Source organism: Propionicimonas paludicola (assembly GCF_002563675.1).
GTDB classification, from domain to species: Bacteria; Actinomycetota; Actinomycetes; order Propionibacteriales; family Propionibacteriaceae; genus Propionicimonas; species Propionicimonas paludicola.
The window spans coordinates 2,494,337-2,517,124 of sequence record NZ_PDJC01000001.1; the positions used below are offsets into that span (position 1 = coordinate 2,494,337).

Below are 22,788 nucleotides of genomic sequence, written 5' to 3' on the forward strand. Positions count from 1 at the left end.
AGTTCTCGAGAGTTGACCCAGAATGTGAGCGGGCCGCTGCCGTGACGGCTCTGCGGAAGGGCCGGACGACATGGGTGGGCTCACCTGGACCTGGGACTACTTCTTCGTCCCGCAGAACCGACCCACCCCTGGCGACGCCGGCTTCGGCATGTTCTCCACGATCCACCTCGGCGTGCTGGCCCTGATCGGATTGGGCATCGTGGCGCTGGCCGTCGGCTACCGCCGGGCCGGCCAGGAGCGACGCCGCACGATGCGGCTAACCATCGGCTGGACGGTCCTGTCACTCGAAGTGCTGCGTCAGACGTCCTACCTGGTCAACGGCTGGTACAGCGCCGAGATCCTGCCGCTGCACCTGTGTGCCTTCGCCACGGTCGCGGTGTTCATCGATGCCCTGCGGCCCAACCGCTGGACCGGTGACTTCCTCTACGCGATGGGCTGGTGGGGCGCCCTGGCCGCGAACCTGTTCCCGGACTGGGCCACTCGCCCGATCCTCAACATCTTCACCTGGCAGAGCTTCTCGATCCACGGCCTGATCTTCGGCTACCTGGTGATGCGGCTGGTCGGCGGCGACCTGGTTCCGGACGTCCGCAACCTGTGGCGGGTGGTAGTGATCGCCGCCGTCGGCTGCCTGATCGGTTTCAGCGCAAACCAGGCCTTCGGGACCAACTTCTGGTTCCTCAACGCCGGCGCCCCCGGCTCCCCACTGGAGCCGATCCAGAAGCTCGCCGGCCCCTGGTACATCCCCGTGCTGATGGTGCTGGTCTCCCTGCTCTGGACGCTGCTCTACCTGCCCTGGATCATCCGCGCTCGCCGCGCCGAGGCGGAGCCGGCACAGGCCTAGGATCGCTTCGGATCGGACGACTCCAGGAGGCCGGACGTGACCGAGCAACCCACACAGGACCAGACACCCAGCGGGTGGCTGACTCCGGGTGTGTCCAGCGTCGCGGCGGCGTCCTTCTTCTCCGACACCGGCCATGAGATGGCTACCTCGCTGCTGCCTGGCTTCGTCACCGGAGTGCTCGGCGGCGGCGCGTCCGCCTTGGCCGCGATCGACGGGGTGGCGGACGCTCTGACCGGGCTCAGCAAGCTGGCCGGTGGCCCGCTGGCCGCCGAGCCCAAACGCCGAGGATGGCTGGCCCGCAGCGGATACCTCGGGACGGCATTGGCCACCGCTGGCATCGGCCTCACCACAGCCATCTGGCAGGTGGCGATCCTGCGTGCGATCGCCTGGGTCTCCCGTGGCCTGCGTTCGCCGGCCCGGGACATGGTCCTGACCGACCTCACCACGCGTCGCAGCGTCGGTCGAGCCTTCGGCCTGGAACGGGCCGGCGACAATCTGGGGGCGATCCTCGGGCCGCTGCTCGCCTCGGCCCTGGTCGGCGTGTTCGGCGTCCGGTGGACGATCCTGCTCGCGCTCATTCCCGGCGCCCTGGCCGCGATTGCCATCTCCGTGGCCGTCGGCGAGGCCCGGGCCACCCTGACCACAGGCACAGCCAAGGCTCGACTTTCGCTGAACCTGCGCGAACTGAGCCGCGAAGGCATCTGGCGCACACTGACGCCGGTCTCGCTGTTCGAGCTGGGCAACCTGGCCAACACCCTGCTGATCCTGCGAGCCACCGATCTGTTGGTCGGCTCAGGCTGGCATCCGGGTGCCGCAGCCAGCGCAGCCATCCTGGCCTACGCGGGCCACAACGCCGTCGCCGTGGGCAGCGCCTTGCTGGCCGGACAACTCACCGACCGACGCAGCCCACGAGCCGCATTCGCCCTTGGTGCAGCCTGTTTCGTGGCCGCCTACCTGACCTTCGCCTTCGGCACCGGGATCGCTGCAGTGATTGTCGGCTTCGTGCTGGCCGGAGCCGGAATCGGGCTGGCTGAGACCGCCGAGTCGGCGGTGGTCGCGCTGTCGGTGTCGGCCGAGAATCGCAGTCACGCCTTCGGCCTCCTCGGACTGGTCCAGTCAGTCGGCGACTTGGGGGCGACCGTGGTGGCCGGCATCTTGTGGTCGGTGGTCTCACCGCAGCTGGCTTTCGGCTATGCAGCCACCTGGATGCTGCTCAGCCTGATCAGCGGACGCCTGCTGACTCCGCGTCCAGCCTGAGCCGCGCACTGGCGTCCGCCAGCGACTACAGTCGAACCAGGCGGTGGGGCTCACCTAACCCAAACTGTCGCTTCGGCGGCCAACAGTCCCTATCTCGTGCACGGCGCAGTTGCGGCGAGATAGGCCCGTCCATCTCACCTCAGCCCTCGTGCACGCAGCCGAGTTCCACAGGGGAACCGTGCGGACGAAAGGGGCCGACAGTGGCTTTCGAAATCAATGGTGTGCAGGCGATCGAGATCCTCGACTCCCGCGGACGTCCCACCCTCAACGTGACGGTCAGCCTGGCCGACGGCACGGTGGCCGAGGCCGGAGTCCCGTCCGGGGCGTCCACCGGAACCCGAGAGGCCGTCGAGCTTCGCGACGGCGACCCGTCCCGCTTCGGTGGGTCCGGGGTCAGCAAGGCCGTCGGGAACGTGAACGGCGAACTGAACACCGCACTGTCCGGGCTCAGCTGGACCAGCCTGGCCGAGGTCGATCGAGCGATGTGCGACCTGGACGGCACCCCGAACAAGGCCCGGCTCGGCGCGAACGCCCTGATCGGCACCTCGATGGCGCTGGCCCGGGCGCTGGCCGCGTCCGCCGGCCGTCCGATGTACGAATGGCTGCCCGGGATCAGCGAGGCCCGGCTGCCGGTGCCCTGCTTCAACGTGCTCAACGGCGGCGCCCACGCGCCCAACCCGCTCGACTTCCAGGAGTTCATGGTCTGCCCGCTGGGGGCTACCTCGATGCGGGAGGCCATCCGGGCTGGCGCCGAGGTGTACCAGGCGCTGCGCAAGCGCCTGGTGGCCGGCGGACACGCCACCGGCCTGGGCGATGAAGGCGGCTTCGCCCCCAACCTGGCCGAGCCCGAAGAGGTGCTCGAGCTGATCGTGGCCTCGATCAACGATGCCGGCTACCCCAGCGGCACGGCCGGCATCGGGATCGCCCTCGACCCGGCCGCTTCGGAGTTCTGGACCGCCGACGGCTACAAGGTCAACGGCACGCTGCTGAGCAGCGCCGACATGATCGCCCGCTACGCCGAGATGGTCACCCGCTTCCCGATCTGGAGCATCGAGGACGGTCTGGGTGAGCAGGATCCGGACGGCTGGAAGCAGCTCACCGCGACCCTGGGCGAGCGGATCCAGTTGGTCGGCGACGACAACTTCTGCACCAACCCGGCCATCATCACCGCGGCCATCGCGGACGGCATCGCCAACGCAGCTCTGATCAAGGTCAACCAGATCGGCACCGTCACCGAGACCGTGGAAGCCATGCGGATCTGCCATGAAGCCGGCTATGGCCAGATGGTCTCGCACCGTTCCGGCGAGACCCCGGACACCTTCATCGCCGACCTGGCGGTGGCCACCGGCTGCGGCCAGATCAAGACCGGCGCCCCGGCCCGCGGCGAGCGGATCGCCAAGTACAACCGGCTGGTCCAGATCGAGGCCGCGCGCCCGTCCCTGAGCTACGGACTGGCCGGCTAGCCCTCCCGTCCTGGGCCCCACGGAGTCACCTTCGTGGGGCGCCGACGCCTGGGCTGCGCCGCGTCTGCGCAAACCGGACCGAGGAGCATCGAGTCGCCCCCATTCGAGGCACCCAGCGGACGAAAAGTGGACGTCACCCGGGCGGGGACGCAAAGTCCCTAGTAGACGCCGATCCGACGATCCAATTGTGAGCGCTCATGTGAGCCATGGCGGGACCGCTCTCAGTCGTGCCCACTAGGCGCGGTAACGAGTTCATAACGGATTGTCACAGCTGATTGTTAGGGCTCACATGTGAGCCCTAACATTTCGCTACGGCCACGGGCGGCCGTTCCTCGCGGTGGTTCCTGCATCACCGCGAGTTGCGAACAAGGAGGTTCAAAAATGAAGAAGACCGTTGGTCTCTTCGCAGCCGCTGCGCTGGTCATGGCGCTTTCGGCTTGCAGCGGCGGGGCTACCCCCGCGGCTACCGGTGGTGCCGCTGGCGGCGGTGCCGCGAACAAGCCGCTGGACAAGATCGTCGTCGGCTTTGCACAGGTGGGTGCCGAGAGTGGCTGGCGCACCGCCAACACCAAGGACATCCAGGAATCCTTCAAGGCGGCCGGGATCGACCTGAAGTTCTCCGATGCTCAGCAGAAGCAGGAGAACCAGATCAGCGCCATCCGTTCCTACATCCAGCAGGGTGTGGACTACATCGCGTTCTCCCCGGTCGTCCAGACCGGTTGGGACGCCGTCCTGAACGAGGCCAAGGCCGCGAAGATCCCGGTCATCCTGACCGACCGCGCGGTCGACTCCAAGGACACCTCGCTCTACGCCACCTTCCTGGGCTCGGACTTCGTGCTTGAGGGCAAGAAGGCCGGCGAGTGGGTTGCCAACGAGTACAAGAGCGCCTCGGCTCCGGTGAACATCGTCCAGCTCGAAGGCACCACGGGTTCCGCCCCGGCCATCGACCGGGCCAAGGGCTTCGCCGACGCCATCGCTTCGAACACCAACCTCAAGGTTGTGGCCAGCCAGACCGGTGACTTCACTCGCGCCGGCGGCAAGCAGGTCATGGAGGCCTTCCTGAAGTCGCAGCCGAAGATCGATCTGGTCTTCGCGCAGAACGACGACATGGGTCTGGGTGCCATCGAGGCCATCGAGGCAGCCGGAAAGGTTCCGGGCAAGGACATCAAGATCGTCACCGTTGACGCGGTCAAGGACGGCATGCAGGCTCTGGCTGACGGCAAGATCAACTTCATCGTCGAGTGCTCCCCGCTCCTCGGCAAGCAGCTGATCGACATCGTCAAGAAGCTGAACGCCGGCCAGCCGGTCGAGAAGCGGATCGTCACCGAAGAGACCACCTTCACCCAGGACCAGGCCAAGACGGCTCTGCCCACCCGCAAGTACTGAGCGATAGCCCAGTAGTTTCACCCGCCCCGGGGTGGGTGTGTGGTAACCCCACGCACCCACCCCGGGTGCACCCCATCAATGGTTCTGCCGACGAGATGAGCAACGATGCCTGACAGCGCGAACCCGCTAGCCCCAACCGAAGCGGTGACGACAGCGCCCGTGGTCGAGATGACCGACATTTCGATCACCTTCCCCGGAGTCAAGGCCCTGGACGGGGTCGACTTCCGGATGTTCCCCGGCGAAGTCCACTCGCTGATGGGTGAGAACGGGGCCGGAAAGTCCACCCTGATCAAGGCCCTGACCGGCGTCTACAGCATCGACTCCGGCGAGATTCGGCTCGGCGGCGAGTCGGTCGTCTTCATCAACCCGGCCCAGGCTCAGGCCGCCGGGATCAGCACGGTGTACCAGGAGGTGAACCTGCTGGGGAACCTGACGGTCGCCGAGAACGTCATGCTCGGCCGCGAGCCGCGCCGACTCGGTGGCATCGACTGGCGAGCCATGCGGCGTCGCGCGAAGGACGTCCTGGAAGGCCTGCACCTCCATATCGACCCGAACTCCCTACTCAACTCACATTCCCTCGCCGTCCAGCAACTGGTCGCCATCGCCCGAGCCATCGACATTCAGGCGAAAGTGCTGATCCTGGACGAGCCCACCTCGAGCCTGGACACCGAAGAAGTCGCCGAGCTGTTCCGGGTGATACGCTCCTTGAAGGAGCGCGGTGTGGCGATCCTGTTCGTCAGCCACTTCCTGGATCAGGTCTACGAGATCAGCGACCGGCTCACCGTGCTGCGCAATGGCCAACTGGTCGGTGAGTACCTGACTCCCGAACTGCTGCGGATCGACCTGGTCCAGGCGATGATCGGCAAGGAACTGACCGCCCTGGAGGATCTGGGCAGCCGCGTCCATTCCACCGAGAAGGACGACGAGCCCGACGCGAAGGCGGTCACCTTCCTGTCCGCCAAGGGCGTGACCCGCAAGGGCTCGATCGCCCCCATCGACATCCAGATCGATGCCGGCGAGGTGGTCGGCCTGGCCGGCCTGCTCGGGTCCGGACGCACCGAGCTGGCCCGACTGATCGGCGGCGTCGACCGCGTCGACGGCGGCCAGCTCAAGGTGAACGGCAAGGTGCTGAAGCTGCGCACCCCGCGGCAGGCCATCAAGCATCAGATCGCCTACTCCTCGGAGAACCGCCGCGCCGAAGGCATCGTCGACGACCTCTCGGTCCGCGACAACATCATCTTGGCCCTGCAGGCCGACCGGGGCTGGTTCCGTCCGATCCCCCGCAAGCGGCAGGACGAGCTGGCCGCCAGCTACATCGAGGCATTGAACATCAAGACCCCGAATGCGGACGCCCTGGTCCGCAACCTCTCCGGCGGAAACCAGCAGAAGGTACTGCTGGCCCGGTGGCTGGCCATCGCCCCCCGGCTGCTGATCCTGGACGAGCCCACCCGCGGCATCGACGTCGGGGCCAAGGCCGAGATCCAGAAGCTGGTCTACTCGCTGGCCGAGAACGGCCTGAGTGTGTTGTTCATCTCGGCCGAGCTCGAAGAAGTGCTCCGGCTGAGCAACCGGATCGTGGTGCTCCGCGACCGGCGCAAGGTGGCCGACCTGGTCAACGACGGGCTGAGCGTGGACGACCTGCTGGCCGTCATCGCCGAAGGCGCGGCCGAAACCGAGATCAAGACTGGAGCAGCATCGTGAAGGACGTCTTCTTCAAAGTCATCGGCCACCGGCTGTTCTGGCCGCTGGTGATGCTGGTAGCACTGGTCGCGGTGAATGTGATCCGGGTGCCCGGCTTCCTCTCGATCACCATCAACGCCGACGGCAACCTGTTCGGCTCGCTGATCGACATCCTGCGCAACGGGGCTCCCACGCTGATCATCGCGGTCGGCATGACCCTGGTGATCGCCACCCGCGGCATCGACTTGTCGGTGGGCAGCCTGTGCGCCATCTCCGGCGCCATGGCCTGCTCGATCATCCTGACCTCCTCCGACCCGCACAGTGTGGGCACGGTCACCGTGGCCGTCCTGGTCGCCCTGGCCCTGGCCCTGGTGCTCGGCCTGTGGAACGGCATGCTGGTCTCGGTGCTCGGCATCCAGCCCATCATCGCCACGCTGATCCTGATGACCGCCGGCCGCGGCATCGCCATGCTGATCACCGAGGGCCAGATCCTGACTGTCCAGAGCACCCCGTTCAAGTTCCTGGGCTCGGGCTTCATCTACGGCGTCCCGGTGGCCACCGTGGTGGCGGCCGTGGTGCTGGCCTTGGTGGCTCTGCTGACCAGGCGGACGGCACTGGGCATGCTGATCGAGTCGGTCGGCATCAACCCCGAAGCCAGCCGGCAGGCCGGCGTCCGGGCGCGCGGGCTGCTGTTCCTGGTCTACGGGCTGTGCGCCCTGCTGGCTGCCGTGGCCGGCATCATCCTCACCTCGAACCAGACCGCGGCGGACGCCAACAACACCGGCCTGTTCATCGAGCTGGACGCCATCTTGGCCGTGGTCATCGGCGGCACCTCGCTCAACGGCGGACGCTACTCGCTGACCGGCACCCTGGTCGGTGCCCTGGTGATCCAGACCCTGATCACCACCGTGTACACCGTGGGCATCCCGCCGATCGCCACCATGGTGTTCAAGGCGGCTGTGGTGGTCGTGGTCACCCTGCTCCAGTCGCCGACCACGAATGCGGCGCTGGAACGCTGGCGATCCAGACCCAAGTCTGTGAAGCCCGCATCCCGTCCGAGCGAGCCGGCGGTGGTCCGATGACAACTCTCGAAGCCCCCAAGAGCGGCGTCGCCCGCCTGCTGGAGCGCGCCCGCGATGCCTTCACCAGCCCGAAGTCCGGGCCGGTGCTGGTCACCGCCGTGCTGTTCATCGTGATGTTCGTGGCCGGTGGCGTCCGCTACAACGGATTCTTCTCGGCCACCACGATCCTGAACCTGCTGGTCAGCTACTCCTACCTGCTGGTGCTGGCCATCGGGATGAGCTTCGTGATCATCTCCGGCGGCATCGACTTGTCGGTCGGCGCCGTGCTGGCGCTATCCACGATCATCGCCGCCAAGGGGCTGCAGATCGGGATGCCCCCGGCCGTGGTGATCGTGCTGATCCTGGTCTGCACCTCCGTGCTCGGCCTGCTGGTCGGGCTCATGATCAACGTGTTCCAGATCCAGCCGTTCATCGCGACTCTGGCCGCTATGTTCCTGGCTCGCGGCTTGTGCTACATCATCGCCAAGGAGTCGATCGCCATCACCGATCCGTTCTTCACCTCGATGGCTCAGCCGATCATCCTCGGCCCGCGGCTGTCGATCACGGCCAGCGTGATCATCGCGCTGGTAGTGCTGGTGATCGCGGTCTGGGTGTTGCAGTACACCCGGTTCGGACGCACCACCTACGCCATCGGCGGCGGCGAGCAGTCCGGCACCCTGATGGGCCTGCCGATCGCCCGAACCAAGGTGTTGGTCTACGTGATCAGCGGCTTCTGCTCGGGCCTGGCCGGCTTGCTCTACTCCTTCTACACGCTGTCCGGCTATGCGCTGACCGGTGTGGGCGGGGAGCTGGATGCGATCTCCGCAGTCGTCATCGGTGGCACCCTGCTGACCGGCGGCTACGGCTTCGTCCTCGGCTCAGCACTGGGTGTGCTGGTACTCGGCCTGATTCAGACGATGATCACCTTCGAAGGCACGCTGAGCTCTTGGTGGACCAAGATCTTCATCGGCGCGCTGCTGCTGGTGTTCATTGTGCTGCAGAAGGTACTCACCTCTAGACGGGCTTGAGTGGTCCGGTGTCGGTAGCATCTGGCCCCGGGAGGACCGTTGGAGTCCGCAAACCCGGGACAGCAGGTACGGCGGTGACGACCGAGGAAGAACGCACCAAGGCGGCGACGATCTTTGACGTGGCCCGCCTGGCTGGAGTGTCCCACCAGACGGTCTCGCGCGTGCTCAACGAGCTACCGAACGTCCGTCCGGCCACCAGGGAGCGGGTCCAGCGCGCGATCCAACAGCTGCGCTACATCCCGTCCCCCGCGGCCCGGGCTCTGGTCACCCGTCGTTCCCGGACGATCGGGCTGATCACCACCGGACTGCCCGAGTACGGCCCGTCCACCACGGCGGTCTACTTCAATGAGGCCGCCCGGGACGAGCGCTACGCGGTGATCATGGCCAGCCTGCTGCAGTCCGACGCCACTGCCCTGCGGCAGGCCGCCGAAACCCTGGTCCGGCAGAACGTCGAAGCCATCGTGCTGATCACCTCGAATGGGGCCGCGCTGGGCCTGCTGCAGAGCATGGACCTGGGCGTCCCCTTCCTGGGCGTGGTCTCCCAGGGCAACGACCTGCACCGGGTCTCGCTGGATCAGTACGCCGGCGCCAAGCGGGCCGTGCGGCACCTGATCGAACTCGGCCACACCAAGATCCGGCACGTGTCCGGCCCCATCGAGTCGATGGACGCCCTGGAACGGGCCCGCGGCTGGCGCGATCTGCTGGCCGAGAACGATCTGGTCGCCCACGATCCGATCGTCGGTGACTGGTCGGCGGCCAGCGGGTACGCGGCCGGACGACGGCTGCTCGAGGACGACTTCACCGCGGTCTTCTGCGGCAACGACCAGATGGCACTCGGCCTGATCCACGCCCTCACCGAAGCCGGCCGGGACGTGCCGGGCGCGGTCAGCGTGATCGGCTTCGACAACATCCCCGAGGCTGCCCACTTCTCACCGCCGCTGACCACCATGCATCAGGACTTCGCCCAACTCGGCCGCGACGCCATGGAAGTGATGCTGGCAGTGCTGACCGACGAGGCGGCTCCCAACCCGCTGCTGCGGGTGCCCCAGCTGGTGTTGCGGGCCAGCACGGCGCCACCACCGGCCTGACGGGAGGACCCGGCGGACGAGCGTTCGGGGCTGGAGATGGCTGGTGGGCCGGAAGCGAAGCCGACCGACCCACCAGCGAGGACCAGGCATCGGAAGGATCGGCGAACCCTGTTCCGAGCGATCTCAGATCCAGTTTGCCGCAGCGTTCAAGCGCCCACCCTGGCAGTCTCGATGGCCTGGTGATGAAGCTGCACCCGGGCCGGGTCGGCCGCTCCCGGCCGGAACTGCTCGATGGCCGCCGAGGAGGTGGCCATTCCCCAGCCGACCGCCTCGGCGAACCGGACGCCCTGCTCGAGCCGGGCCACCAGCCCACCCAGGAAGGCATCGCCGGCCCCGATCGGGTTGCGGACCTCGACGACCAGCCCGGTCAGCGTGCCGGAGCCGTCCGGGCCGGACCAGGCCAGCCCCGCCGATCCGGCCGTGACCACCACCCAGCGCACCCCGAGGGCTCGCAGGCCGTCCGCGGCGGCAGCTGCACGGTCCAGGGCATCGGCGTCGACGCTGGTCGGCTCGGGCGCGATCTGCCCGCTGAGGATCGACTCGGCCTCGGCCAGGTTCGGACTGATCAGCTCCGGCTTCACCAGCCCGGCCAGGGCCGCCGACAGCCAGCCCGGGCCGGTGTCCAGAGCCAGTCGGCCGCCGACTTCGGCCACTCGCGCAGCAAGGGACGTCACCGCGCTCAGCCCCACCCCGGGCGGGAAGCTGCCGCTGCAGACCACCCACTCCTCGGGCTCCAGCCGGGTCAACGACTCGGTCAGGAAGTCGGTCCAGGCGTCCGCGCTCACCTCGGCTCCGGTGCCGTTCAGCACGCTCACCCGTCCGGAGTCCTCCAGGAGAATGATCGACTCGCGCACCGTCCCCGGAACCAGGGTGGCGCCGATCCGCAGCCCCTCCTCGACAGCAGTGGCCAGGTACCAGCCGCTGCCCTGCTCGGGCAGCAGCACCCGGACGTCCGCCTGGACGCCGTTGGCCCGCGCACCGCGCGCGGCCGAGACCGACTTGCCGGCCGGATGGGCCTGGTTCTGCCGAACCCGATCGACTCGGCCGGGCACCAGCTCGTCCAGCAGCACCAGTCGGTCGATGGTGGGGTTGGGACAGATCGCTCGCATCGCGCCTCCTCGGCTCAGCCCAGGCTCGTGCGGGCCTGGGTCAGCAGGGCGATCCACTCTCGCACCGGCCCCAGGTCGGGCACCTTGGCCAGCTCCCGGCCGGACGTGGCCAGCCCACCCAGGGTGGCGATACCGGCCTCGCTGCGGTCCAGATGGTCGCTGACCCAGTCGACGAACTCCGCCGACGAGTGCGCCCCGCCCTCGGCCACCCGGACCAGCCACTCCCGGATCAGCGACTGCGGCAGCTCCAGCAGCCCGGTCACCCCGTCCAGCTGGTAGGCCAGCTCGGCGGCCAGCGTGAAGCAGCGTGTGGCCTGCGGTGCCAGCTCGTCCAGATCATCGGCCAGGGCCTGACCCAGGTCGGCCAGCGCCGCGCCGACCGCGCCGGCCTGCGGCACCTCGTCGATCACTTCCAGCACGTACTGTCCGGCGGCCATGTTGTGCAGCACGGTGAGGGCCAACTCGGCCCGGGCCAGCGCGCAACTGTGGCGCAGGTCATTGAACTGATCGAGCAGGTCGGCCAGCACTGCGGCGACCTCGCGTGAGGTCTCGGCCCAGGTGCGCAGGTACACCGCGGCCGGCTCCAGCCGTCCGCTGGCATTGTCGAACCGGACGCCCTCAGCCGCCGCCTGGCTCTGCTCGAGGATCTCCAGCAGCCGCGGGCTGTAGTCGGCCAGGTTGATGGCGGCATCCTGCAGCCGGTCGTAGCGATCCAGCCAGTCGACCAGGACCCGTTCCAACCCCCGGGTCGCGGCCAGCAGCTCGGCCGGCTGCCCGTCGGCAAGCGGACGGGCCCCGATTCGGATCCCCCGATCGAGCCGGGCCTGCACCTCGGCCAGCAGCACCGAACGTCCGAACTGCTCAGGGCTCGGGTAGCCGGACGCGGCCAGCCCCGACTCCAGTTGCTCCAAGCCCAGCCGGGCGGCATCCTCCGCGCTCCAGCCGCGGGTGCGGCATTGCTCCTCGAAGACACCGACCCGCGAGTTCAGGTTGTGGGCCAGCCGCCACCAGTTCTTGGCCAGCGGACGACCGCGCACCGACAGGAACCGCTCGCCGAGCGGCACCACCGTCGAGAAGACGTCATACGGGCGGCCGTCCGAACCGAGGTCCCGGAAGTACAGGAAGGCCGGCCGAGCCTCCTTCAGCGAACGCCACATGCTGGCGAAGGTCGCGCCGGGCATCTGCGGGTGCCGGACCAGGTTGTGCGAGGCCCCGACCAGCTGCTCGCGTCGATAGCCGGACAGCCGCAGAAACACCGAGTTCACTTGGTCGATCACCCCGGCGGCATCTGTCGTGGAGAACAGCAACTCCCCCGCGCCGAGCACGCGCCGCTCCCGCGGCGGCGCCACCAGTGGAGTTGCCATGTGCGCATTCTTCCATCGCCGGACGGCTGTGTTGAGCGATACCACCGGCAACCTCTGCGAAGGCTCCGATGGGCGGGCGTCCGCGCTGGCCGGGCCGCGGGAAAGCCCCCAGTCGGGCCGAGTCGACCTCGACGTCAGGGCCGTCGTGGGCAGACCGTGTACCGGCCGATGGTCTTGGCGCTGTCGCAGTCCCAGTAGGTGTCGATGGTCGTGACCACGTCCTCGGGAGCGGACTTGAGGCGCAGCCAGCTCCGGTCCCAGATCAGCCAACGCAGGTTCGGGTTGGCCAGGCAGTTGAGGTTCTCCTCGCGGTCGGCCGGTGGCACCTTCTTGTCCGCATGCACGCGCTGCAGGAGCAGCGGTGAGGGGTAGCGGCATTGGGTGGGGTTTCCGAGGGTGTAGGTGTCGGAACCGAAGGTGAGGTAGGCGACCGATGTGTCGTCGCCGATCAGGGCGTGCACCTTCGCGGCGGCGGCGAGGTCGGACCGAAGAACCGCGGTGGCCCCGACCGAGGTTCGTCCGGCGGTGCTGAGGGTGAGCGACTCGGCCGAAGCCGGGGCTTGGGTGGCCAGCAGGGCCAGGGTGACGAGCAGACCGGACCACCAGTACGTCCGGGCCCGCGAGAGCCGCACCGCCGAACGCCTCAGGGCCCACCACTGCCACCCGGTCAGGATCACGACCCAGGCTGCGGTGATCAGGTAGAGCCGCAGCGGGTGAGCCAGACGCCATTCGACAGGGGTGAGGAACAGAACGAAGGTCCAGGCCATGAGGACGAGGAGTGGCCACCGGAGCGCGCCGCGGGAGCGCACGATCGTGGCCACGGCCAGCAGGGTGGCCAGAGTGACGAAGCCGAGCGAGTGATAGACGAAGTACTGCCCCTGGACCAGGAAGGCGAACGCGGTCAGGACGAGACCGACGAGCGCCGTCCAGACTTCAGTGCGGCGGGCCCGAATGAAGAAGGCCGGCAGCAGCGCCACGGTCGGCCAGCGGGCGGCCAGGTTGAACAGGTAGTCCCGGGCCTCGATGGCGTGGGCCATGGTCCACGGGTCGGGCTGCAGGGCCTTGATGTCCAGCAGCCAACTGATCTCCCACGGCGCCAGCCACCAGATCAGGCCGACTGCCGCCAGGCCGCTCACCAGTGCCACTGCTGCTGCGAGCCACCCCCGCCGCCGGTCGAGGACCCAGAGCACGACCAGCCCGGCCACGGCGACCGGGAGCGTGCTGATCTTCACCAGTGCGGCCAGCGCCAGCAACACCCCGCTCACCGGAGCACCCACCGCAGGTCGCCACAAGAGACCGGCGCCCACCGCTGCGACGGTCAGCGCAGCGGCCATCCAGTCGGGCTCTCCGGTGGCCGGAGCGCTGAAGGCCAGTGCTGCGAAGGCGGCCATGCCATAGGGCCACGCCGCAGTACCCCAGCGCCGGGCCAGGCCTCGCCACAACAGCACTGCTGCTCCTGCGGCCGCCAGCATCGCGATGAGCCGGAACCCGGACTCGAACACGACAATGCCCTCCCACGATGTGGTGGGGCCGGCGAGCCGGCTGACCTGTTCGGGGAGCCATGCCTGGGCCGCGCTGAGCAGCCGGAAGAGGATGGGACGATGGGAGAAGGTCTCGGCCACCGAGTAGCCGGAGACCCGTCCGACACCGACCTGGTAGCGGATGTTGCCGTTGAGCATGAACCCGAGCAGAGCGACGGCCGCCAACGCAGAACCGGCGACCACCCACCAACGACGCAACATCAGTTCCCCGTCCTCCACACTTCTGATGAGGTCGGACGCGGAGCAGGCAGATCGCAGCCCCCTGGACCAGGCGTCGTGGCCGGCGTGCATCGCCCACACCCCGCAGTGAAGCCTGATCGCGTCCCGGCCGCGGATCCGAAGGACGCCGCTATCGCCCGACATGAGCGTTCAGCACCAGGTGGGATCCTGGCCGCGGAGGCCCATGCCGGAATCGTAGTGGGGCCCGTGGTCGCACACGCACACATTGGCCGATGCCACCTCGCTGCCGTCGGGATCCGGGATCCGGGAGTGGCCACTCCTAGTCGCCGGGCGGAACCACGGCACAGCCGGACGGCTCCAGTCCGACCCTCAGCTCGACTCCGGCGGCGACGTCGTCGCTGACCCGAACCTGCCCGCTCTGGCCGCCGGGCAGCCGCACGGTGGCCTCACTCGGGCCCCGGCGATGACGCACCTCCAGCACCGGCAGGGCCACGCCGTCCGCGCGCTCCACCAGGCCGGACGGGCCGACGGCGACCTGGCCGGACGGCGGTCCACCGGGCCAGCCGAGGGCGAGCGCCTCGGCCGGGCTGAGCAGCGGATCGTAGCCAAGGAAACTGGCCACCGTGGCGTCGGCCGGGTGATGCCAGAGGTGTCGTGGTGGATCGATTTGGCGCAGCCGTCCGTCGACCAGCACACCGACCCGGTCGGCGATGGCGAAGGCCTCGTCCTGGTCGTGAGTCACGTACAGCGCTGAGGTTCCGGTAGCGCGCAGACTGGAGCCGAGCACCTCGACCAGCCGCTCGCGTAGCCCCCGATCGAGCGCCGACAGCGGCTCATCGAGCAGCAGCAGCCGCGGCTTGGCGGCCAGCGAGCGGGCCAGCGCCACCCGTTGTGCCTGCCCACCGGACAGCTCGGTGACCGGACGGCGCTGGTAGCCGGCCAGCCCGACCAACTCCAGCAGCTCGGCCACCCGAGCGTCCCGGTCGGTACGAGACATCCCGGTCAAGGCGTAGCCGACATTGCCGGCCACAGTGCGGTGCGGGAACAGCTGCCCGTCCTGGAACATCATCACGAAACCGCGCCGGTGCACCGGGGTCGACGTGAGTTCGACGCCGTCCCAGTGCACGCTGCCGGTGGCCAACGGCTCCAGCCCGGCAACTCCGCGTAGCAGCGACGACTTACCCGAGCCGGAGGCGCCGAGCAGCGCGACGATCTCGCCGGGGGCGACCTCCACAGACACCTCGGCCACCGCAACCACCGACCCGTAGCGGACGCCCGCCCCTCGCACCTGCAGGCCACTCACCATGGCTGCCCCCTTCTGGGTCCGATCCATTCCGCCACACCCATCACCACACCGGTGAGCAGGGCCAACACCACCGAGGCGGCCAGCGCCGTCCCCAGGTTCTCCGCACCCGGCCGTCCGATCAGCCGGAAGATCATCACCGGCAGCGTCGGACGATCCGGACGGGCCAGGAAGCTGGTCGCCCCAAACTCGCCGAGGCTGGTTGCGAAAGCGAAGCCGATGGCCAGCCCGAAGCCGCGCCAAGCCAACGGAGCGTCGATCGTGGCCACGACCCGAGCCGGGCTCGCTCCCAGGGTCGCCGCGGCCTGCTGCAACCGCGGGTCGATCGCGCGCAGGGTCGGCAGCAGGCTGCGCACCACCAGCGGCAGTGCCACCACGGCCTGGGCCAGCGGCACCAGCAGCCAGGAGCCGAGCAGATTCAGCGGCGGCGCGGTCAAGGTGATCAGGAAGCCGAAGCCGACGGTCACCGCTGAGACCCCCAGCGGCAGCATGAAGGCGGCGTCGGCCGTAGCCAGCGCCGTCCGTCCGGCCGCAGAGGCGGGCCGCCGGGAGAGCAGGAAGCTGACGATCGCGCCCAGACTCAGCGAGATGGCCGAGGCCACGGCCGCAGTGGCCAGCGAGTTGCCCAGGGCCGGCCACACCCCGGTGCTGAACCCCGCCTCGGCCTCGGTGGCCAGGGCCAGATAGTTGCCGAACCCGTAACCCGAGCTGGTCTGCAGGGATCGGATCACCAGGGTCACCAGCGGAGTGACCAGCAGCCCGAGCACCACGATCCCGGTGACCAGCGCAGCCGGCAGGTCGGCCGGCCCGAAGTCGTGATCGACCGGCGGACCGGACAGCTTCAGCGCGCGCTCCTGGCGAGCCCGGGTGTGGTTGGCGACCAGCAGCGAGGCCACCACGATCACCAGTTGCACGATCGACAGGGCCGCGGCCGCCCGCAGATCGAGCAGCTGCGTGGTCTGGTACCAGATCTCGGTCTCGACGGTGCCCCAGCCGTTGCCGCCCAGCACCAGCACCACGCCGAAGGCGGACGCGCAGAACAGGAACACCAGCGCCGCGGCCGAGGCCACCGCCGGCGCCAGAGCCGGCCAGGTCACCGTCCACCACACCCGCCAGCGGCTGGCGCCCAAGCTGCGGGCCGCCTCCCCGGTGCGCGGGTCGAGGTGGGCCCACAGGGCCCCGACCGTCCGGACCACCACCGAGTAGTTGAAGAAGACCAGCGCGGCCACGATCGCGGTGAGCGACTCCTCCAGGCCCAGGCCGCCCAGCGGACCCTGCTCGGCCAGCAGGCTGCGGAAGGCCACCCCGACCACCACGGTGGGCAGCACGAAGGGCACCGCGACCACCGCCCGCAACAGGCGACGTCCGGGGAACCGGACTCGATAGAGCAGGTAGGCGGCCGGCACTCCGAGCAGCACCGAGATCGCGGTGCCGAGGACGGCCTGGACCAGGGTCTGTCCGATGATCCGCCAGGTGCGCGGGGCGGCCAGCACCTCGCTCACTCCGGCGAGGCTGAACCCGTTCTCGTCAGTGAAGCCCCTGGCCACCAGCGACGCCACCGGCCAGACGAAGAAGATGGCGAGGAAGGCCAGCGGCACCAGCGCCAGTGCCGCCCAGCCCAGAACCCGCCCGGTCGGGCGGCTCACCCGATGACTGCCGCCGTCCATGCCTTGATCCAGCCGTCCCGCCCGGCGCTGATCTGCGCGGCCGACAGGGTGTAGGGGTGCTCGGGCAGGACCGCATGAGCGACCCACTCCTTGGGCAGCTTCACCGAGGAGTCGACCGGGTAGACGTACATCTGGTCGGGGATCTCGGCCTGCACCTTGGCGCTGAGCAGGAAGTCGATGAACTTGCCGGCGCCCACCTGGTTGGCCGAACCGGCGACCACCCCGGCGTACTCGATCTGACGGAAGCAGGTCTGGTTGAGTGACTGGGTGGCCGGTTCGAAAGCCGGGGACGAGGCATAGGAGACCACGAGCGGACGCTTGCCCTTGCCCGACGACCCGGAGAACTCGACGCTGTAGGCCTCGGTCCAGCCCTTCACCACCTTCATCCCGTTGTCGCGCAGCGCCTTCCAGTAGCCCAGATAGCCGTCCTCGCCCTTGGCCGCGATGGTGGCCAGCAGGAAGCCCAGGCCCGGCGACGAGGTGGCCGGGTTGGCCACCACCAGCAGATCCCGGTACTCCGGCTTGAGCAGATCGTCCAGGCTGACCGGGACGGCCAGCCCCTTGCCGGTGAACCAGGCGGTGTCGGCGTTCAGACAGACGTCGCCGTAGTCGATCGGGGTGAGCCGGGACGAGTCGTCGGCAGCGAACTTCGCGGCATCGGCCGGCAGCGCGGACGAGGTGTAGGGGCTGAGCACGCCTTCGGCGAAGGCCCGGCCGGCGAAGGTGTTGTCGATGCCGAAGACCACGTCGGCGATCGGGGCGGCCTTGGTCAGAACCAGTTGGTTGACCACGGTGCCGGCATCGCCGGGAGCGTTGAAGACGACGTCGTACCCGGTCTCGGCCTTGAACGCAGCGATCGACTCCTTGGACAGTGCGAACGAGTCGTGGGTGATCACCCGCAGCTGCTTGCTCTCTGTCGGCGCGGACGAACTGGCCGACGCGCTCGGGCTCGGTGTCGCCGATGGGGCGGCACAACCCCCCAGCAGCAATGCCCCGGCCAAGGCCAGGGCCCATGACTTCTTCGACATATCTCCTCCATAAGGCTCGGAGGGCTCGGGTGTCGTCCCGAGGAGATTCCCGACTCCCTACGCCGGTGCTAGCCGGATCAGGTTCGAGGGTCTGCGGCCGTCCGCACTCTCAGCGCCCCTGCGGCGCTCCCCTGTCTTCGCGACGACCATACCACCGAGCCAGACCGCGCTCCCGAGCCGGGGCGAGCGCCATTGATCGGCGACCGGCGACGCGAACATGCGGTTGCCCGCACGATTTCCCGGCATTCCCCCAAAGGGGTGACTATATTGAGGATCGGCGAAAGCCACATGGCAGGTCCTTTAGGGATAGGGGACTCCGGCCCCGCCCCATCCCGGGCGGGGCGTAGCCATTTCTACGCCCGAAAAACCCCGCCTAGAGCAGCCGTGCGCCGGCCACCGCGCGCACCTCGAACTGCACCGGCTCCGCGAAGCCGGCTCGCCCGAACGCCTCCGCGATCGCGGCCTGCGCATCCCTGGCCCGCTCCACCGGCATCAGCGCGATCGCCGAGCCACCGAAACCGCCACCGGTCATCCGAGCCCCCAGCGCACCGGCGGCCACTGCAGTCTCGACGGCGAGGTCCAGTTCGGGTACCGAAATCTCGAAGTCGTCGCGCATCGACACGTGCGACGCATCGAGCAGGGCGCCGATCTGGCCGGGCCCGGACGTCCGCAGCGTGGCCACGGTGTCGAGCACCCGCTGGTTCTCGGTGACCACGTGCTTGACCCGGCGATAGACCACGTCGTTGAGCATGCTCTTCGCCCGATCCAAGTCGTCCACCCCGACCTCGCGCAGCGACGTTGCCCCCAGCACTCGGGCACCCTCCTCGCACTGAGCGCGGCGAGTGGCATAGCCACCGGTGGCGTGCGCGTGACTGACCCGGGTGTCGATCACCAAGATCTCCAGGCCGGCAGCGTCCAGGCCGAGTGGAATGGCGGACGCCTGGAGACTGCGGCAGTCCAGGAACACTGCCGAGTCGGCCTCGCCCAGCAGCGATGCGGACTGATCCATGATTCCGGTCGGGGCACCGACCACCACGTTCTCCGCGCGCTGCCCGACCCGAGCCAGAGTGCGCCGATCCAGACCGAGGCCCCACATGGCGTCCAGGGCCAGCACGGTGGCGCTCTCGATCGCGGCGGACGAGGACAGTCCTGCGCCCACCGGCACGTCGGAGTGCAGGGCCAGGTCGAAGCCGGTCGCCGCATGGAGATCGGCACCGAACTCACCCAGCGCCCAGGCCACTCCGAGCGGATAGGCCGACCAGCCGCCGGCACCTTCCAGGTGGTCCAGGTCAGAGGTGATCACGCCGGGGGCGAAGTCTGTGGCCAACCGAATCTGACGGTCGGCCCGAGGTCGGAAGGCCGCCACCGCTGCGCGGTCGATGGCGAACGGCAGGACGAAGCCCAGGTTGTAGTCGGTATGTTCGCCGATCAGATTGGCTCGTCCCGGCCCGAGGGCAAATCCGGTGGGCTCGGCGCTAAAGGCTGCAGCGAAGACCTCAGCCGCAACATTGGTGCTGGTCACTCGGACATGTTAGCGCTATCTCGGCGGCTAATGCTAACCCACCATCCGCCCCAGTGGGACCCCAGCCCACCCGGTGATCCGAGGCTCTCACGGCGGTCAGCCTCGGCCCGGAGGCAGTATCACCAGGTGACCCTCTGCGAACGGCCGCTGCGGCCCGAACAGCACCCGCGCCTCCACCCTCGGTGCGAATCCGTCGGCCCGGCCGAGGCGAGCAACCCCCAGCCGGCCCGCAGCCGCCTGCAGACCTCGAACCCGGTTCAGACAAGCGGCGATGTCCAGCATGTGAGCACGGCGGCGGTCGGCGCAACGTCTGCTAAACCGGTCGAGAGGCGCCCAAGGCAGCGCGGCGAAAGCCCGATAATCACGCTTTGATAACGCGCAACCCGGCTCGGACTAGCCATTACGCCGCTTAGCGTGGCGTGGTACATTACCGTCCACCCGTTGAGCAGCTACCTTTTCGGGCATTGACGAAAGAGGGGAACCGGATGGCAGACACCACGGCTGTGGATGGTGCCGTCTCGATCACCGGTCGCACGCCGTGGCAGATCACCCGGGCAAGGCTGGCCAAGGACCGGGGCACGATGGTGGCGCTGGGCGCGGCAATCTTCTTCGTTGTGTTGGCCGTCGCCGCGCCCGCCCTCACTGCCATCGGGGTGATCAACCCCTATGACGGGAATTCGAAGCTGGTCGGTGGCCTCGGATCGCTGCCGATCGGGCCGGCCGGCGGGGTGTCCGCTCAGCACTGGATGGGCGTGGAGCCGGGCACCGGCCGCGACATCCTCTCCCGGGTCATCGCCGGACTGACCGTGTCGTTGGTGGTCGCCGTGTGCGCGGTCATCGTCTCGGTCGTTCTCGGCACCGTGATCGGCCTGGTCGCCGGTACCGCCGGTGGACGCGTCGACTGGTGGCTGTCCCGCCTTACTGACTTCGTGCTCAGCTTCCCGCAGACGCTGATGCTGATCGCGTTGTCGACCATCGTGATCGACATTCTCCAAGCTGCAATGGGTTCGGACCGGACACCGGCGTCCATGGTCTTCATGATCTTGGTGATGGGCTTCTTCGGGTGGCCGGTGTTCGCCCGTGTGATTCGTGGCCAGGTGCTGTCGCTCAAGGAGCGGGAGTTCATCGAGGCGGCCCGCTCGCTGGGCGCCAACCGGCGGCGGATCTACTTCAAGGAACTGCTGCCCCACCTGTGGGCGCCGATCCTGGTCTACACGACCCTGGTGATGCCGCAGAACATCGCCACTGAAGCCGCGCTGGGCTTCCTCGGGGTGGGCATTCAAGCCCCCACCCCGTCCTTCGGCTCGATCCTGAATGATTCCGTGCACTACGCGAACTCGGATCCGGCCTACTTCATCTTCCCGGGCATCACTTTGTTCTTGGTGGTGCTGTCCTTCAACCTGCTCGGTGATGGCCTGCGCGATGCGCTGGACCCCAAAGCCGATCGGCAGTGACCGGGAAGACCAGATCTCCGCAACAAACCAAGAAGGAGAACCAATGAAGCGCACGAAGATCGTCGCAGGTGTGGCGACCGTGCTGGCGCTTGGTCTCACTGCCACCGCTTGCGCGGGCGGCGGTTCGGCCACCCCGGCGCCCAGCGCGAGTGCAGGGGGGAGCAGCGCTCCGGCGGCAGCAGCTGGCGGCACGCTGTCCATCCTGTCCGGCACCGCGACCGAGCACTGGGATCCGCAGCGGGTCTACGTCGGCGTGAACATCGAGGCGGGCAACCGTCTGTTCACCCGTACCCTGACCACTTTCGCTCCGGTCAGCAAGGACGGCGAGCCGGCCAAACTGGCTGCCGACGCCGCGACCGACACCGGCACCGTCTCCGCGGACGGCAAGGAGTGGAAGTTCACCCTCAAGGATGGGATCAAGTGGGAGGACGGCAAGCCCGTCACCTGTGAGGACTACAAGTACGGCATCTCCCGTACCTTCGCTGTCGACGTGATCACCGGTGGCCCGAACTACGCCATCCAGTACCTCGACATCCCGAAGAACAAGGACGGCTCGTCCGCTTACGCCGGCCCGTACAAGAAGACCGGTCAGGACCTGTTCGACAAGGCCGTGATCTGTGATGGCAACAACATCACCTTCAAAATGGCCAACCCGGCGGGCGACTTCAACATGGCTCTGACCATGACCGCCTTCGGCGCCTTCCGCAAGGACAAGGACCAGGGCGACAAGTCCAACTACGCCATCTTCTCCGACGGCCCGTACAAGCTGGACGGCGAGTGGACGGCCAACAAGGGTGGCACCTTCGTTCGCAACGATCAGTGGGACCCGAAGACCGACACCATCCGCAAGGCGTACCCGGACAAGATCACCTGGGACGAGTCGCTCACCCAGGAGACCCTGTACGAGCGCCTGATCGCCAACCAGGGCGACGACCAGAACGCGATCACCTTCGATCAGGCTCCGGTCACCGCGCTGTCCAACGTGGAGAGTGGCGCAGCTGGCCGCTTCTCGATCGTGGCTTCGCCGTACACCCGCTACCTGGTGCCGAACTTCAAGTCCAAGGTCATGAGCAACGACAAGGCCCGTGAGGCCCTGGCTCTGGCCACGGACCGCAGCGCCTACGTCCTCGCCGCCGGCGGCGACCAGGTCGTGAAGGCCACCAACTCCCTGATCAACCCGGCTCTGCCCGCGTTCCCGAACACCCCGCTGCTGGCGGGCGACAAGGGTGACCCGGCCAAGGCCAAGGAGGCCCTGCAGGCTTCCGGTCTGACCCTCCCGGTCAAGATCAAGGTGACCTACCGCAAGAACGACACGCTCGACAAGGTGTTCGCGGGCCTGAAGACCGGCTGGGATGCAGCCGGCTTCGACACCGAACTGGTGGGCATCCCGGCCGACCAGTACTACGGCACCCTGCAGTCTCCGGACTCCGCAACGAAGTACGACGCCTACTGGGCCGGCTGGGGTGCTGACTTCCCGTCTGCATCGACGGTCATCCCGCAGCTCCTCGACTCCCGCAGCCAGATCTCTGCTGGCGGCCCGGGCCAGGACTACGGCTACTTCGATAACAAGGAGTTCAACGCTGGGATCGACAAGGCATACGCCGCCACCGGCGCGGATGCCGACAAGGCCTGGGGACAGCTCGACACCGAGGTTGTCACCAAGTACTTCGGCGTGATCCCGCTGATCAACGATCAGTTCGTGTTCGTCCACGGCAGCAATGTCGAGGGCGCGGTCGTGAACACCACGTTCACCGGCTACTACGATCTGGCCGACGTCAGCGTCAAGCACTGATTGATTAAGGGTTGGGGGTGCGCC

Annotated in this window: 17 protein-coding genes and 1 riboswitch; of the genes, 10 read left to right on the forward strand and 7 right to left on the reverse strand. The window is 68.2% G+C overall.

Annotated elements, in window-relative coordinates:
- Positions 1-70: 70 nt before the first annotated feature.
- From ATK74_RS11685 to ATK74_RS11720, 8 genes are all read left to right on the forward strand, one after another.
- A complete protein-coding gene (locus ATK74_RS11685; protein ID WP_098461198.1) occupies positions 71-841 on the forward strand; it encodes a YwaF family protein in 771 nt (256 codons plus the stop codon).
- A gap of 36 nt (positions 842-877) precedes the next feature.
- On the forward strand, positions 878-2,098 hold the full coding sequence (locus tag ATK74_RS11690; protein ID WP_098461199.1) for an MFS transporter: 1,221 nt from the start codon (positions 878-880) through the stop codon (positions 2,096-2,098).
- A gap of 200 nt (positions 2,099-2,298) precedes the next feature.
- A complete protein-coding gene (eno, locus tag ATK74_RS11695) occupies positions 2,299-3,561 on the forward strand; it encodes a phosphopyruvate hydratase (protein ID WP_098461200.1) in 1,263 nt (420 codons plus the stop codon).
- 381 nt (positions 3,562-3,942) lie between these two features.
- Positions 3,943-4,947 (forward strand): ABC transporter substrate-binding protein, encoded by a 1,005-nt coding sequence (locus ATK74_RS11700; protein ID WP_098461201.1) that lies wholly within the window; start codon positions 3,943-3,945, stop codon positions 4,945-4,947.
- 168 nt (positions 4,948-5,115) lie between these two features.
- A complete protein-coding gene (locus ATK74_RS11705; RefSeq protein WP_245840911.1) occupies positions 5,116-6,648 on the forward strand; it encodes a sugar ABC transporter ATP-binding protein in 1,533 nt (510 codons plus the stop codon).
- Positions 6,645-7,709 carry an ABC transporter permease gene (locus ATK74_RS11710; protein ID WP_245840912.1) on the forward strand — a complete coding sequence of 355 codons (1,065 nt, stop codon included), beginning with the start codon at positions 6,645-6,647 and terminating at the stop codon, positions 7,707-7,709. The genes ATK74_RS11705 and ATK74_RS11710 overlap by 4 nt, the downstream gene beginning before the upstream one ends.
- Positions 7,706-8,716 carry a galactofuranose ABC transporter, permease protein YjfF gene (gene yjfF / locus ATK74_RS11715; protein ID WP_098461203.1) on the forward strand — a complete coding sequence of 337 codons (1,011 nt, stop codon included), beginning with the start codon at positions 7,706-7,708 and terminating at the stop codon, positions 8,714-8,716. Before ATK74_RS11710 ends, yjfF begins: the two co-directional genes overlap by 4 nt.
- 74 nt (positions 8,717-8,790) lie before the next feature.
- A complete protein-coding gene (locus ATK74_RS11720; protein WP_098461204.1) occupies positions 8,791-9,804 on the forward strand; it encodes a LacI family DNA-binding transcriptional regulator in 1,014 nt (337 codons plus the stop codon).
- A 146-nt stretch (positions 9,805-9,950) separates the two neighbouring features.
- Here the strand turns inward: ATK74_RS11720 and ATK74_RS11725 are convergent, their stop codons facing one another.
- The 7 genes from ATK74_RS11725 to galK form a co-directional block, all read right to left on the reverse strand.
- On the reverse strand, positions 9,951-10,913 hold the full coding sequence (locus ATK74_RS11725) for a 1-phosphofructokinase family hexose kinase (protein WP_098461205.1): 963 nt from the start codon (positions 10,911-10,913) through the stop codon (positions 9,951-9,953).
- 14 nt (positions 10,914-10,927) lie between these two features.
- The gene (locus ATK74_RS15420; protein WP_098461206.1) at positions 10,928-12,277 is read right to left on the reverse strand and encodes a PAS domain S-box protein; all 1,350 of its coding nucleotides are present in this window, start codon (positions 12,275-12,277) and stop codon (positions 10,928-10,930) included.
- Between the two features lie 134 nt (positions 12,278-12,411).
- Entirely contained in the window at positions 12,412-14,019 is a 1,608-nt protein-coding gene (locus ATK74_RS15425) for a hypothetical protein (RefSeq protein WP_169923834.1), read from the reverse strand.
- Between the two features lie 298 nt (positions 14,020-14,317).
- Positions 14,318-15,331: an ABC transporter ATP-binding protein gene (locus ATK74_RS11740; RefSeq protein WP_245840914.1), complete on the reverse strand. Its 1,014-nt coding sequence runs from the start codon at positions 15,329-15,331 to the stop codon at positions 14,318-14,320.
- Positions 15,298-16,968 (reverse strand): ABC transporter permease, encoded by a 1,671-nt coding sequence (locus ATK74_RS11745; RefSeq protein ID WP_098461209.1) that lies wholly within the window; start codon positions 16,966-16,968, stop codon positions 15,298-15,300. Before ATK74_RS11745 ends, ATK74_RS11740 begins: the two co-directional genes overlap by 34 nt.
- Positions 16,944-17,996: a thiamine ABC transporter substrate-binding protein gene (locus tag ATK74_RS11750; protein ID WP_098461210.1), complete on the reverse strand. Its 1,053-nt coding sequence runs from the start codon at positions 17,994-17,996 to the stop codon at positions 16,944-16,946. Before ATK74_RS11750 ends, ATK74_RS11745 begins: the two co-directional genes overlap by 25 nt.
- Positions 17,997-18,033: 37 nt before the next feature.
- Positions 18,034-18,139: riboswitch (TPP riboswitch) on the reverse strand.
- A gap of 230 nt (positions 18,140-18,369) precedes the next feature.
- On the reverse strand, positions 18,370-19,518 hold the full coding sequence (galK, locus tag ATK74_RS11755; protein ID WP_098461211.1) for a galactokinase: 1,149 nt from the start codon (positions 19,516-19,518) through the stop codon (positions 18,370-18,372).
- Between the two features lie 485 nt (positions 19,519-20,003).
- On the opposite strand from galK, the gene ATK74_RS11760 reads away from it, so the two are divergent.
- Together ATK74_RS11760 and ATK74_RS11765 are read left to right on the forward strand one after the other, a co-directional pair.
- Positions 20,004-20,972, forward strand: coding sequence for an ABC transporter permease (locus tag ATK74_RS11760; RefSeq protein WP_098461212.1), 969 nt, complete (start codon positions 20,004-20,006; stop codon positions 20,970-20,972).
- Positions 20,973-21,015: 43 nt separating this feature from the next.
- A complete protein-coding gene (locus tag ATK74_RS11765; protein ID WP_169923835.1) occupies positions 21,016-22,764 on the forward strand; it encodes an ABC transporter substrate-binding protein in 1,749 nt (582 codons plus the stop codon).
- Positions 22,765-22,788: the final 24 nt, after the last annotated feature.